A 15,203-nucleotide genomic window follows, 5' to 3' on the forward strand; every position below is an offset into this window, starting at 1 on the left:
TACGCCAAAACCAAGCTTTTGCGGAAAACATTTTGCCGGCCCGAAAAATCGGCGCTAGGCGCAACGCCGTTCGCGAATCCGGCGCCGGCACGACGTCGCAAACAAAACCGAACCAACAAGTTTCAGGCAGGTTTTTTAGATTTTATTGTAAATGCCAAACCCGTTGCGAAGCGGGGACGGAAAGCCGCGGGTCTCGTTGCCGAGACAGCCGGGTTGCCGCCAGTACGCTGGTGAACTTAACCGATCGAGGCATCCGAGACATGGCCAAATCCGCGGCATTTCCACGGCAGACATCCTGCGAACCGTTCCGACTCAATCCTTTGGTGGCCTGCGTCCGCCTGGCGCTGGCCGGCGGCATGCTGGTGGGCGGCGCCCAGCCGGTCCGGGCCGAATTGCCGATTCCGGCGGCGGCCTGGGTTACCAGCGGCGCGGCGACCAGCCAGGTGATCGGCAATACCCTGCGTATCGACCAGACCACCGACAAAGCGATTCTGAACTGGGACCAGTTCAACGTCGGCCGGGAGAACACTGTGCAGTTCGTGCAGCCCAACAGCCAATCGATTGCGCTGAATCGGATCAACCAGCACGACCCAAGCCGGATCTTCGGCCAGATCATTGCCAACGGCCAGATTTACCTGTACAACAAAAACGGTTTCGTGTTCGGTAAGGATGCGGTGATCAACACCAACACCGTGGTCGCGACCACGTTGAACATCAGCGATGAGATCTTCAACCGCGGCATCACCCGAGTATTCGACGAAAACAACAGTGCCGCGCTGGCGATCGAGCCGATGGCGCCGGGCGATACGCTCGACCCGAAAACCGCGAAAATTCTGATCGAGGCCGGCGCCAAGATTTCCACCGATAACAACGGCCGGATCATCATCGTCGCACCGGAAATCGAAAACCGCGGTACGTTGACCAGCGGCAAGCAGGGCCAAATCATCCTGGCCGCCAGCCAGGACAAAGTCTATCTGCAAACCGCGAACAAGGACGATCCGTTCGCCGGCCTGGTCGTGGAAGTGGATACTGGCGGCAAGGTCACCAACGCCACGACCGGTAATATCGGCGTGCGCCAGGGCAACGTGACGATGGCCGGCTTCGTCGTCAACCAGCAAGGCCGGGTCAGTGCCACCACTTCGGTCAACGTCAACGGTTCGATCCGCTTGCAAGCCGCCGAACAGAGCGGCGTACTGGGTTCGCGTCTGGTGGCAACCCGCACCGACCGCAGCAGCGATGCCGGCGACGGTTTGGGGACCAAGGCGACTGCGACGTTCGGCGCCAACAGCAGCACCGAAATTCTGGCTGACGCAGAAGGCGGCAGCGCCGCCGACGGCCAGGTGCAACCCGATTCCTATCTGGCCGCGACTGCCAATACCATCGTGGTCGAGGGCGGCGCCAACGTCAAAGTCCCCGGCGGCAAGGTTAACCTGACTGCGACCGACAATCTGGCCAAACCCAATCTCGGCACCAAGGGCAGCATCCGCATCGACAGCGGCGCGGCTATCGACGTTTCCGGCTATAAAAACGTCGCGGTGGCGATGGAGCGCAACGTCGGCGAGGTTTCGGTGCAAAGTTTCGATTTGCGCGATGCGCCGCTGCAGAAGTCCGGCGTGTTGAAAGGGCAAACCGTGTATGTCGATTTGCGCGGCGATAGCCAAATCATCGACACCGCCGGCGCCAAGGACCGCATCAGCCGCAGTATCCAGGAACGGCTGGCCGAAGGCGGCAGCATCACCCTGACCTCGGGCGGCGACATTGCCGTGAACGGTAACGCGACGTTCGATATTTCCGGCGGTTCGGTCAACTATGCCGACGGTTACGTCAACACCACCAAATTGATGAACCAGTACGGCCAGATCGTCGATATCGGCGACGCCGACCCGAACGACCATTACATCGCGGTATTGGGCGTGGTTAACCAGACCCACAAAAAATGGGGTATCGAAAAGACCTATAACTTGTTGGGAGCCGGCTCTTTCGCTCAGTTCGAACGCGGCTACAGCGAGGGCAAGAACGCCGGCAGCCTGAACCTGCAGACGGCGCAACTGGCCTGGAACGGCGATCTGACGGCCGGCTCGCAGGCCGGCATCTACCAGCGCGATTTGGCGAAACTGCCCGGCGCCGGCGAATTCAACATCGATTTGGCGCTGTTTTTGTCGGCGCAGGATGTCAAGTTCCAAACCGCTCCCGGTACCGTCCATATCGCGTCCGGCCAGGATTTTCCATTGAAAGGCGACGGCCGGCCGGCCGATTTGCTGATCTCCACCGCCAAACTGCAACAATCCGGCGTCGGCAAAGTTTCGGTAAAAACATTGGGCAGTGCCACGGTCGGTGCGGACGTCAGTATCGCGATGCGGCCCACCGGCAGCCTGAGTCTGGATGCCGGTACGGTTAATTTCGCCGGCGATTTCAAAGCGGCCGGCGGCAGTATTACCTTGGCGGCGGCCAACAATGCCAAATTGCCCGGTTCGGGCGGCTTATCGTTAGCCGGCAGCGCCGATCTGGACGTCTCCGGATTGTGGGTCAACGATTTGCAAAAAGGTTTCGATGCGGCGCCGACCGACGCGTTGGCACTGGACGGCGGCCAAGTCACGCTTAAGTCGGAAGGCGATCTGACGGTCGCGGCCGGTTCCCGGATTCGGGCCGACGGCGGCGCCTGGCTGGCGTTGAACGGCGAGCTCGAAGCCGGCAAGGGCGGCGATATTACCTTGGCCGCCACGGCCAGCGGCCTGAGCTATCCGGTATTGCGCGTAGCCGGCGAAGTTTCGGCCTACGGCTTGGAACGCAACGGCAGTCTGACACTGGAGAGCGGCAAAATCGTGGTCGGTACGCCCGCGGCCGGCGAAGCCAATCAAGCTTTTGTGGTCGGTGCAGGCGGTTTCGACGCCTCCCGTTTCGCCGCTTTCAATACCGTCAATCTGGTTGCCAACACGGCCGGTGTTACCGTCAAATCTTCGACCGATCTGAACTTGCGCGCCAGGAATCTGGTTTTGGCCGGCGATTACCTGAACCGTGCCACCGGTTCCGCATTGCGCGATTTCAGCCAAGTCGTCGAGTTACCGGAACATTTGCGCCAGCCGATGGCGGTCAAACTGCAAGGTTTCACCGAAGTGGCACTGGAAACCGGCAGCGCGATCCGCGCCGATAAAGGTTCGACCGTCAGTCTGGTCAGTTCTGCCGGCAGCATTTACGTCGACGGCACTGTGCAAAGCGAGGGCGGCAAAATCAATCTGACCGCGACCTCGGTCAACGACCAGGAATACGACGACAAACAGGTGATCTGGTTGGGCTCGCACGCCAAATTGCTGGCGCAAGGCACCACCCGCTTGAATCCGGCCGACGTATTCGGCCGCCGTACCGGTGTGGTATTGGACGGCGGCGAAGTCGTGTTCGACGCATTGCGCGGTGCGGTAGTTCTGGAAAACGGCTCTTTGATCGACGTTTCCGGCACCAGTGCCGAACTGGACATCCAGCAAAAAGGCAATCCCTTGGCGAATAATTTCGTCCGGCAGCGGATCGCATCGAATGCCGGCAAGGTCAAGGTTACCGCCGCCGAGGGGGCGGTACTGGAAGCCGATTTCCGCGCCAACGCTGGTTCGCCGTTGGCGCACGCCGGCAAGTTGGAGCTGGCGCTGGACCGGTTCCGCCGCAACCCGCCGTCGCAGCCGGAAATCCCGTTTCCGAGCAATCCGTTGGTCATCAACGTGACGCAGTCTTCCCGGCGCTGGTCGAATCAGGATCCTGTCTACGGCGAACGCTTCCCGCTGGAATTGAACGGCAAAATGTCGCTCAGCATCGACCGCTTCGCCGCCGGCGGTTTCAGCGATTTGAGCCTGACTGCGGACCAGGTCGTGTTCAGCGGCGCCGTCGATCTGCACGCCGGCGAGCGGATCAAAATCGACGCCGCCAAAATCAACGCGGCGGACATCGACGGCCAGGCCGCCGACGTCGAATTGCATACGGTATTCCTGCAAATCGGCTCGTCGCTGAACCGGACGCTGGCCGATAGCGCCGATAGCGGTAGCGGCCGGTTTAGCGGCAATGCGCAATGGATACAGCTCAACGGCGCCACGCAATGGAACGGCTTCGAACGGATTGCCTTGAACAGCCAACACGACTTGCGCGCGGTCGGCATCCGCGAATCCGGCGACCAGCGCGACTTCATCGGCGGCTTGGTGACGGCGGCGGATTTACATCTGCAAGCCAGCCAGATTTATCCGACCACATTGAGCAATTTCACCTTCGCGGTCAAAAACAATGCCGACGGCAAGATCGTCATCACCGGTAACAATACCGACACCGATAACACGCCATTGTCGGCAGCCGGCCAATTGACCTTCGATGCGCCGGTGATTCGCCAAGCCGGCGCGATCAAGGCGCCGATGGGCACGATAACCCTGAAAGCCGGCCGCGAATTGACGCTCGAGCAAACCAGCCTGACCTCGGTTTCGGCTCGCAACATGAAATTCGACCCGGCCAGCCAAACCTGGGTGGCCGGCGCCGATTTGACGATTCCGTTCGGCGTGACTCAGGGCGGCCTGGATTGGCTCTATCCGTTGGACGACGCCGGCCGCAAACTGGTGTTCGATACCGCGCCGGAAAAACGCTTGGTACTGTCGGCGCCGGACATCGATATCAAAACCGGTAGCACGGTCGACGTGGCCGGCGGCGGCGATTTGTTGTCCTACGAGTTCCAACCCGGAGCCGGCGGTTCTTACGATTATTTGCAACCGGGCAGCCCGTCTTACCAAGGGGGCTTCGCGGTATTACCCGGTCTGGGTTCCGAGCTGGCGCCGTTCGACCATTACGAAAGCCAGTATTTGCCCTACGCCTTCGGCAGCAAGATTTACCTGGACGGCGGCTCCGGCCTGGCGGCCGGCGAGTACGTGATTTTGCCGGCCCGCTATGCGTTGTTGCCTGGGGCTTATCTGATTACGCCGCAGGCCGGGACCCAGGATTTACCCGCCAGCCAGGCCACGATAGACGGCCGGGCCATCGTGCCGGGTTATCTGGTGCAGGCCGGTACCGGGATCCGCGACGCCCGCAGCAACGGTTACTTGATCGAAACCGGCGCCGACGTGCGGATGCGCTCCAGCTACGACATTCACACCGCCAACGATTTTTACCGGGAGCGGGCGCTCAAGAACGAACAGGCCGTGCCGCTGTTGCCCATGGACAGCGGCCAGATTTCGTTGGTCGCGCAGAACCAGTTGGTCATGGACGGCAAGTTTCTGGTCGAAGCGGCCAACGGCGGCAGAGGGGCGAAGATGGATATCGCCGCCAACCGCATCAGCGTGGTCGAGCAACTCAGCCAGGCGCCTGCGGCCGGCGTGCTGGAGATCCTGGATAGCGATCTGAGCGCTCTGAACGTGGACAGCCTGTTGCTGGGCGGTGCCCGCAGCCGTAACCAAAGCAAAGCCGGCGAAACCGATATCCAGGTTACCGCCAGCGAGGTGGTATTCAGCGAGAACGTGGCGTTGAGCGGACCGGAAATCATGGCCACCGCGACCGGGTTGATCGATGTGCGCGCCGGCGCCGTGCTGGCGGCCGACAGAGCTGCCAACAGCGGCGACAGCGTGTTGAACATTGCCGGCGACGGCGCGATTCTGCGCGTGTCCGGCGACAAGCAAGTAGTATTCAACCGCAGCGAAACCTCGGCCGACGCCGCCGGCGGCGAACTGCGGGTCGCGGCCGGCGCCACGCTGAAATCGGCCAAATCGATGTTGTTGGGCGCGACCCGCTCCACCCAATTGCTGGGCGAACTGGAAATGGACGGCGGTTCGTTGAATCTGACCGCCAACACCATCAACCTCGGCGAAGTCGATGGCTTGAGCGGCAGCAACGCGCTGAACTGGTCCAACCGCAAATTGTCGGCGTTGGCGGTCGACGAGTTGGTGCTGACCGCACGCGATAGCGTCGGCGTCTACGGCAACTTGCATCGGGTCAAGGTCGACGGCTCGGCCGAGCTCGATCAAAACGGCGCCACCCGCGCCATCCATTTCGGCAGTTTGACCTTGAACGCGGCCGGTATTTCCGGATACGGCGCCGGCGGCGACCTCGCCCAATTGTCTGCCGATAGTCTGACGCTGCAAAACAGCGCCGGCGCGCAAAGTTCGCGCAGCGGTAGCGGCAGCGGCGTTTTGGCTTTATCCGCCGACAGCCTGAAAGTCGGCGACGGTACCTTTGCCATCGACGGTTTTTCCCGCGTCGACGCCAACGCGGCCAAGGAATTCAGAGCGGCCGGTCAAGGCACGTTGCAAGTCGCTGCCGACTTGAATCTGGCTGTCGGCATGCTGGCCGCCGACGGCGGCAGCCGGACCAAGCTCGATGCGACCGGCCACGACGCGGTGTTCGCGGCCCTGGCTAGCGACGCTAAGGTCGCCAGCGGCCTGGGCGGCGCGATTAGTGCCGTCGCCGATAGCATAGATTTCAACGCCAAAGCGGTACTGGCGTCCGGGGCGCTGGAATTGCAGGCCTTGACCGGTGACGTGGTCATTGGCGCCGAAGCCGATATCGATCTGGCCGGCCGTAGCGTGCGTTTCGCGGATCAGAATAAATACACTGCCGGCGGTAGTTTCAAAGCTATTGCCGACCAGCAGCGGGTGGTCGTGCAACAGGGCGCGGTAATCGATGCCGACAGTGGCGGCGGCAACGCCCAGGGCGGCGACATCGTGTTACGAGCGCCGAACCAGTCCTTGGTATTGCAAGGCCAAATCCGCGCCAACGGCGGAACTACAACGATAGAAGTAGACCGTTTCGACGCCGGCGCCGATTTCGATACGCTGATGGCCATCGTCAACAACGCCGGTATCGACCGCTCGATTTATTTCCGGGTGCACAACGCCGATATCGAACAACGGGCCGGCAACGTGATCGCCGCGCGTAAGGTTACTCTGGCCAGCGATAACGGCAGTGTCAGCCTGGCCGGCGCCATCGATGCCGATGCGGCCGACAACGGCGGCGAGATCAATATTTACGCCGGTGACGGCATCACGCTGCAAGGCGGCGCTGCGCTGTCGGCGGTCGGTATGGGCGAGGGCGCCAAGGGCGGCAAGGTATTGTTGTCCGCGACCGATTCGGATAACGACGGTGCGGCCGGAATCGCTATCCGGTCCGGCGCGAACGTCGACGTCTCCGGCAACGGCGCGGCGGGCGGCAAAGTGGCGTTACGCGCCAGACGCACCGCCGACGGTATCGATATGCAACCGGTGGCCGGCACGGTGGCCGGATATACCAAGTTTTACGCCGAGGGCGTCCAGGTCTACGGCAATTCGCAGCTGGGCGACGACGGCGAAATCAACGCCGCCGACATCGAACAGATCAAGCAGGATACGGCGGACTACATGACGGCGCAGACCATGCAAAAGGTCGCGGCGTTGGCGCCCGGCCTGCAGTTGTTGGCCGGCGTCGAAATCGATTACGACGGCAATCTGGCTTTGCAGGACCAATGGGATTTGGCCGATTGGCGCTACGGTAACCTTACCGACGGTAACGTCTGGAACGACACGCCGGGCCGGTTGGTGATCAAGGCCAGCGGCGATTTCAGCGTTAACCAGTCGCTGAGCGACGGCTTCAAAACCGAACTGTTCCGTTACCCGGCCGCGACCGGGACCGGCACCAATACCGCGCGGATCGTCGATAAATTGCAGGGCGGCTCGTCCTGGTCCTACAACATCGTGGCCGGCGCGGCCGGCGGTAGCGCCGATTTCAATGCCGTCGCCGACAGCGCTAGTTTGCATATTGCCGAAAATACCGTGATTCGCACCGGCAGCGGCGACATGTGGATCGGCGCAGCCGGCGACATCAATTTCGCCGCCGGTTCGGCTTCGGTTTACAACGCCGGCCGACCGACCGAAGCCAGCCCGTTCGGCAACTTTAAAGACCGTTTCGTCGGCACCGCGTTTTATACCGAGTATCCGGTGGACGGCGGCGACCTGACCCTGACGGCCGGCGGTAACATCAACGGTGCGGTAACCGACAACAACTTCAATAACTGGCTGCTGCGGATCGGCAACTGGACCGCGGACGGCAGCCATGCCAAGGAAATTCCCACGGCCTGGGGCGTGGCCTTGGGCTACATCACGACCGGCGGCGGCAACAATCCGGCCAAGGCCAGTGCGCCGTTCTTCCAGCAAAACGTCGGCTCGTTCGGCGGCGGTAACGTTAATGTGGTTGCCGGCGGTTCGATCAGCAATCTGGACGTGATGATGCCGACCACCGGTAAGCAGGTCGGGACGCCGAACCCTACCGACAACACCAATCCGAACCGGTTCTATACCAATCAGGTTCAGGTCAACGGCGGCGGCACGCTGCAGGTCAATGCCGGCGCCGACATCGTCGGCGGTAACTATTACCTGGGCAAAGGCAGCGGCGCTATCGCCGCCGGCGGCAAAATCGGCGCGGCGGACTCTTCCGCCAGCGGTCCGAAATTGTTGGTCGGCGATACCCGGATCGATGTCAGCGCCCGCGCCGGCGTGGATTTGTCCGGCGTATCCGACCCGATGATTTTGCATAGCGGCGACGTCAACTTTTTCAGTTACGGCGCCGATAGCGGCGTCAACGTCGAGTCGCTGGCCGGCGATGTGGTATTGCATGCCGACGGCAACGTGTTCGGCCCGCCGGATTCCATCGTCAGCAGCGCCCAAGCCGAGCTGGCCCGAATCTACCCGGCAACCTTGACCGCCGTAGCGGTGACCGGTAGCGTGCGCATTGCCGACAAGATCGTGCTGTTCCCGGCGCCGGCCGCGCAACTGGCGCTGTTAGCCGGCGACAGCATCACGGCGGAGCAGGGAACGCAATTGTTCATGTCCGATTTCGACGTCAGCTTGTTGCCGACGGCGGTGTTGCCGGTGAAAAAGGACGAGGACGTGATGGCCACTATCGGCGCCAACATCGCCGAATCGCACGCCACCGAACCGGTGCACGCCGGCGACTCGCAACCGGTGCGTCTGGTATCCGGGCTCGGCAATATCGAGAACATCATTTTCACGTTGCCGAAACACGTGTTGCTGAGTTCCGGCAAGGACTTGGTGGACGTTTCGCTGGCGGCGCAGCACGTCGCTGCCGATAGCGTATCGTTGATCGAAGCGGCCCGCGATATCCGTTACAGTTCGTTGCGCAGCCCGAATACCGGCATCCTCACTCCCAACGAGAACAAGATCGAAGTGGCCGGCGGCGGCGATGTCTTGATCAAAGCCGGCCGTAACATCGATTTGGGTGCCTCGGTCGGGGTCTCGACCACCGGCAATCTGTTCAACACCAGTCTGGCCGATCGCGGCGCCAATTTGCATCTCCTGACCGGCGCCAACGGCGAACTGGACTATGCCGGTTTCATCGAAAAGATCATGCTGGACAATCCGCAGTACGCGGCCGAATTCGATAAAGCCAGCGGCGTGATTTTGGCCTTCATGCGCCAGCGTTTGCAGGACGATACGCTGGATCGCGCCGCCGCGTTGGCCGCCTTCGCCGAGTTGAACAGCCGCGATTTCGTCGAGATCCAACCGCAATTGAACGCTGCGCTGTTGCCGGTGCTGTTCGATGAAATCAAAGCGTCCGGCACGGCAGCGGCGGGTAGCAGCGACCTCGGCAACCAGCGCGGCTTCGCTGCGATCGACAGCTTGTTTGCCGGCAGCAGCTGGCAGGGCGATTTGAGCATGTTCTTCAGCAAAATCCATACGCTGGACAACGGCAATATCAACATTCTGGCTCCGGGCGGCCAAGTCAACGTCGGTCTGGCGGTGTCGTTTGCCGGGGAGAAAGACGAATCCGAGCTGGGTATCGTGGCCTGGCGCGAGGGCGATATCAACGTCATGGTCCGCGACGACTTTTCGGTCAATACCTCACGGGCTTTCGTATTGGATGGCGGCGATATTCTGGTCTGGTCGTCCGAAGGCAACATCGATGCCGGCCGCGGTGCCAAAACCGCGCTTTCGATTCCGCCGGTCGAGCCGACCTACGACAAGAACGGCAATTTGACCAGCGAGCCGCCGGCGATCATTTCCGGCAGCGGTATCCGTACCGCGGCCAACTCGGCCGGCCGGACACCGGGCGACGTGTTCCTGTTCGCGCCCAAGGGCGTGGTCGACGCCGGCGAAGCCGGTATCGGCGGCAAGAACGTGTTCATCGCCGCGACGGCGGTACTCGGTGCGCAAAACATTCAGGTCAGCGGCGTCGGCACCGGCGTCCCGGTCGCGGCCACCGGCAGCGTCGCCGCCGGTTTGACCGGAACCAGCAACCTGAACGCCGGCGTCAGCCAGATGGCGGAAAGCTCGGTCAACAACAGCGTCGGCAAGGACAACGGCAACTCCATCGCCAAGGCGATTTTGGGCATGCTCAGCGTCGAACTGTTGGGCTTCGGCGACTAGCCGAAGCCGGCGAAATTGGCTGGTTTGACTGGTTCGAGCGGTCCCCCGTGGCAACCAGGGGAGTCCGGGCCGCAATTGGATCTGTCGGTAAATTTCAGGAAAATGTCATAAAAATGTAAAGAAAAGTCGGGATAATTCGCTAAGTACCTTGTTTTGAGAGAGAAAATGAAGCGGATTGCCCTGTTAATGTTGGCCCTGTCGTTGATGCCCGGATTGGCGCAAGCCTGGTGGAACGACGACTGGGGTTATCGCAAGAAAATCACGATCGACGCGCAGCAGTTGCAGCAAAGCGGCGTCAAGCCGGTGGCCGAAGGCTTGGTGCCGGTGCGGCTGCATACCGGCAATTTCGGTTTCTTTGCCGATCTGGCCGAGAACGGCAAGGATTTGCGGTTTTTGGCGGCCGACGACAAGACGCCGTTGAAGTACTTCATCGAGAAAATCGATACACTCAACGAGATGGCCCTGATCTGGGTCAAGCTGCCCAAAGATATCGCCTCGGCCGACGAGGCGATGTTCTGGATGTATTACGGTAACCCGAAGGCGGTCGACGCCCAGGACGGCGCCGGCATTTTCGACGTGGCCCAGGCCGTGGCTTACCACTTCGACGCCGATGCGGTCAAAGACGCCACGGCTTACGCCAACCAGCCGGCCGCTGCGACCTCGACCCGAATCGAAGGCGGTGCCGTCGGTGACGCCGGTGCGTTTAACGGCAGCCAGGCGGTGAAGATCGCCGCGACCCCGGCCTTGCCAATGGCGGTCGAGTTCGGTTGGACCGTGTCGGCCTGGGTCAAGATCGACCAAGCTCAAACCGATGGCGTGATCTTTCAGCGCGACGGCCTGACGCTGTCCGTTAGAGGCCAGACGCCGGTATTGGACGTTAACCGTAAGGAATTGGTCAGCCCGAACGATCTGAATCTGGCGACCTGGCAATTCCTGGCGGTTAGCGCCAGCAAGGAAGGTTTTACTTTGTTCGTCGACGGCAAGCCGATGGGCGTGTTGCCGGCCAGCGTGCCAACTCTACTCGGCGACAGCAGCATCGGCGCGGCGGTGGACGGTTCCCGCGGCTTTGCCGGCGCGATCGACGAATTCGGTATCGCCAAGGTCACCCGCGACCAAAATTATTTGCAATTCGCCGCGCTGATGCAGGGCCAGTCTTCGGCGTTGTTGAACTACGGCGAGGACAGCACGCCGGACAGCGAAGAGGGCGGCGAATCTTATCTGATGGCGACGCTGGACAACGTCACGGTGGACGGTTGGGTCATCATCGGCATTCTGGCGGTGATGTTCGCCATCAGTACCCTGGTGATGGTCAGCAAGGCTATCGTACTGAATCGGACCCGGCGCGAGAACCGCAAATTCGAGGAAGCCTTCAGCCGCTTGGGCGTCAGCAATATCGCCAATCTGGACCATCAGGACGAAGAAGGTCAGGAGGATTACGACGAATCGCCGCTGTTGTTATCGCTGACCGGAAACCACGCCGAGTTCGCCGGTTCGTCGATCTACCGCATCTACCATATCGGCGTCCAGGAAATGAATAAACGTCTGGCCAAGGGCGTCGGCGCTGACGCCCACGACCAAGCCTTGTCTGCGCAAGCCTTGAATGCGGTGAAGGCGTCGATGGACGGCGTGTTGGTGCGGGAACTGCAAAAGTTGAATTCGCAAATGGTGCTATTGACCATCGCCATTTCCGGCGGACCTTTCCTCGGGCTGCTGGGTACCGTGGTCGGGGTCATGATCACCTTCGCCGCGATTGCCGCCAGCGGCGAGGTCAACGTCAACGCGATTGCGCCCGGTATCGCCGCGGCGTTGGCTGCTACCGTCGCCGGTCTCGGCGTCGCGATTCCGGCGCTGTTCGGCTACAACTACTTGGGCAGCCAAATCAAAATGGTCACCGCCGACATGCAGGTGTTCGTCGACGAATTCATCGCCAAACTCGCCGAACAGCATAGCTGATACCGCCAATTCGTAGCATACGCAGCGCCTACCTGGCGGACATCTGCCGGTAAGTGCCGCGCAAGCTACGCAATCACGAGAATATTCAATGAAAGTTCAAGAAGAAAACGCCGCATACGACGAAATCAACGTCACGCCGATGCTGGACCTGGCTTACGTGTTATTGGTGGTGTTCATCCTGATGACCACTGCCGCGGTGCAGGGCGTCCAGGTCAATCTGCCCAAGGCCAGCAACACGCCGAGTTTGTCCAAACCGCAAACCAAGGCCATCACCGTCACTGCCGACGGCACCATTTTTCTGGATACGTTTCCGGTGACGATGGAGCAGCTGGAATCGACCCTGCTGCAATACAAGGCGGCGAATCCGGAATTGCCGGTGGTGGTCAAGGGCGATGCCACGGTGCAATACCAGAGCGTGGTCGACATTCTGGCCTTGCTGGGCCGATTGGAAATCACCCAGGTCGGTTTGGTGACGCAAAATCTGGTCAAGTAAAGCAAGTGCCATGTCCAGACCCAAACATTTCCGGGTGTACATCCCGCGCATCGTCGGCGCGCTCTTGGCCGGTTTGGCGATTTTTTACATCGTCAAAATCATAATGGATTTTATCGATAAAAAGCCGACGAAAACCGAAAAGAAAATCCAGCCGATCACGTTGCTGAAACCGCCGCCGCCACCTCCGCCGCCGCCGAAAGTGGAGAAGCCGCCCGAGCCGGAAATCAAGGAAAAAATCAAGGAACCGGAGCCGGAACCCGAGCCTGAACCGGAACCCGAGCCGGAACAGGCGCCGCCGCGCGATTTGGGGCTGGACGCCGAAGGCGCGGCCGGTTCCGACGGTTTCGGCTTGGCGGCGCGCAAGGGCGGTACCGGCCTGTTCGGCGGCGGCAGCGGCAATCCTTACGCTTGGTATGGCGGCCTGATCAAGAATGGCATTGCCAATCTGCTGGGCAACCACGAGGAACTGCGGCGCAAGGGCTATACCGCCATCGTCAAGGTCTGGTTGAAGGCCGACGGCGCCGTGGAGCGGATCGAATTGGCCAAGGGCAGCAACGACGCCGAAATCGACGAACTGTTGAGCCGTTTGCTGAACAAGTTCGACCGGGTCGCGGAACCGCCGCCGCCCGGCATGCAGCAACCGGTCAAATTGAAGATTTCATCGAGAATTTAAAACCATAGGTAGAACAAAACAATGGCGAACAAAACACGGCTGATGGCCTTGGCGCTGTCGGGGGTGATCGGCAGCGTCCAGGCCGGCGAGAAGGAAGAATTGCTGAAGCTGCGCAACACCACCACCAATTTGATCAAGCAATTGGTGAAGCAGGGCATTTTGACCGACAAGGCGGCCAACGAAATGATCAAGCAGGCCGAAGTCGAGGCCGGCCAGCAGGCCGCCGCCGCCAAAGCCGCCGGCGAGAAGGAGACCGTGCCGGCCGATGAAGTGCGGGTGGCTTACGTGCCGGATTTCGTCAAGGACGAAATTCGCCAGCAAGTGCGCAGCGAACTGCGCGAAGAAGTGGTCGGCGACGTGATGCAAAAAGCCAAGAACGAACAATGGGGCTTGCCGAATGCGTTGCCGGAATGGACCCGCAAGTTCAAATTGTCCGGCGATTTGCGCTTGCGCTCGCAGCACGATTACCAGGCGCCGGACAATATTCCTAACTCCTATCTGGATTACCAGGCCATCAACAATGCCGGCGGCGTGACCAATGCCGGTCTGGATGCGTTTTACAACACCACAGAAGACCGCCAGCGTTTCCGGGAAAGGTTGCGGATCGGCATCGATGCCAACGTCACCGACAACTTGAAAGCCGGCGTCAGGCTGGCGACCGGCAACCAGCGCGATCCGGTATCGACCAACCAGGATCTGGCCAACTACGGCAACCGTTACGATTTCACGGTCGACCGCGCCTATCTGCAATACGATGCGATCGACGACAACAAATTCAAATGGCTGACGCTAAGCGGCGGCCGGATCAAGAGTCCATGGTATACCGGCGGCGGCGAATTCACCGGCGGTAGCGAGTTGCTGTGGGATGTCGATTTGTCGTTCGAGGGTTTCGCGGCGACATGGCGCCACCACTTGGGCGATTCCGGCAGATTGATGGATGCGGGAGACCAGAGCCACCAGGCTTATCTGACGGTCGGCGCGTTTCCGTTACAGGAAAGCAGTTTCAGCAGCGACAAGTGGCTGATCGGCGGCCAGGCCGGCATGGATTGGGCCTTCACCAATCAGGATAATTTGAAGTTGGGTGTGGCCTATTACGATTACGTCAACCTGCAGGCCAAGCAAAATACCACCGCATCCGGCACCTGCGAAACCAACAATCGGGCCAATACCGCCTCGCGGCCGGAATTCATGCAGGGCGGCAATACTTTGGCGACTATCTGCAAGGAAGGTACCCGGCTGGCGCCCGGCACGTTGCCGGCCATGGTCGGGTTGGCGTCGGATTTCAACATCGTCAATATCAATGCCTCGTACGATATGGCCTTGTTCGCTCCGTACCATCTGCGCTTCAGCGGCGATTACGCCAAGAACATCGGCTTCGACGCACAGGAAGTCAGCCGCTTGTACGGCTCCCCGGTTGAAGCCAAGACCACGGCCTGGCAGTTCCGCGCCGATTTCGGTTGGCCCAAAGCCGAAGTGGCCGGCCACTGGAACGTATTCGCCGCCTATAAATACGTCGGCCGCGACGCGGTGCTGGATGCGTTTACCGATTCCGACTTTCATTTGGGCGGCACCAACTTTAAAGGCTGGTTCATCGGCGGCAACTACGGTTTGATGAAAAACGTCTGGTTGACCGGACGCTGGCTGACGGCCGATATGATCAGCGGCCCGACCTGGGGCGTCGACGTTTTGCAAATGGATATCAACACCCAGTTCTAGG

General features: G+C 60.8%; 5 protein-coding genes and 1 riboswitch. All 5 genes read left to right on the forward strand.

Annotated features, from left to right (window positions below; genetic code table 11):
• The first annotated feature begins 143 nt into the window (after nucleotides 1–143).
• Nucleotides 144–221, forward strand: a riboswitch (cyclic di-GMP riboswitch).
• A 39-nt stretch (nucleotides 222–260) separates the two neighbouring features.
• The 5 genes from NP603_RS02235 (at nucleotide 261) to NP603_RS02255 (ending at nucleotide 15,202) form a co-directional block, all read left to right on the forward strand.
• A complete protein-coding gene (locus NP603_RS02235) occupies nucleotides 261–10,367 on the forward strand; it encodes a filamentous hemagglutinin family protein (protein ID WP_256609298.1) in 10,107 nt (3,368 codons plus the stop codon).
• Nucleotides 10,368–10,532: 165 nt separating this feature from the next.
• Nucleotides 10,533–12,320, forward strand: a complete 1,788-nt coding sequence (locus NP603_RS02240) for a DUF2341 domain-containing protein (protein WP_256609299.1) — start codon at nucleotides 10,533–10,535, stop codon at nucleotides 12,318–12,320.
• Nucleotides 12,321–12,408: 88 nt separating this feature from the next.
• Complete coding sequence (locus tag NP603_RS02245; RefSeq protein ID WP_054760949.1) at nucleotides 12,409–12,813, forward strand: ExbD/TolR family protein; 405 nt, start codon at nucleotides 12,409–12,411, stop codon at nucleotides 12,811–12,813.
• A 10-nt stretch (nucleotides 12,814–12,823) separates the two neighbouring features.
• Nucleotides 12,824–13,486 carry an energy transducer TonB family protein gene (locus tag NP603_RS02250; RefSeq protein WP_256609300.1) on the forward strand — a complete coding sequence of 221 codons (663 nt, stop codon included), beginning with the start codon at nucleotides 12,824–12,826 and terminating at the stop codon, nucleotides 13,484–13,486.
• Nucleotides 13,487–13,507: 21 nt separating this feature from the next.
• Entirely contained in the window at nucleotides 13,508–15,202 is a 1,695-nt protein-coding gene (locus NP603_RS02255; protein ID WP_256609301.1) for a putative porin, read from the forward strand.
• Nucleotide 15,203: the final 1 nt, after the last annotated feature.

It is taken from the genome of Methylomonas aurea (assembly GCF_024505045.1).
Classification (GTDB): domain Bacteria; phylum Pseudomonadota; class Gammaproteobacteria; order Methylococcales; family Methylomonadaceae; genus Methylomonas; species Methylomonas aurea.

Coding starts and splice junctions, on each gene's coding strand:
- NP603_RS02235 (WP_256609298.1), top strand. CDS start 261: ATGGCCAAATCCGCGGCATTTCCACGGCAGACATCCTGCGAACCGTTC.
- NP603_RS02240 (WP_256609299.1), top strand. CDS start 10,533: ATGAAGCGGATTGCCCTGTTAATGTTGGCCCTGTCGTTGATGCCCGGA.
- NP603_RS02245 (WP_054760949.1), top strand. CDS start 12,409: ATGAAAGTTCAAGAAGAAAACGCCGCATACGACGAAATCAACGTCACG.
- NP603_RS02250 (WP_256609300.1), top strand. CDS start 12,824: ATGTCCAGACCCAAACATTTCCGGGTGTACATCCCGCGCATCGTCGGC.
- NP603_RS02255 (WP_256609301.1), top strand. CDS start 13,508: ATGGCGAACAAAACACGGCTGATGGCCTTGGCGCTGTCGGGGGTGATC.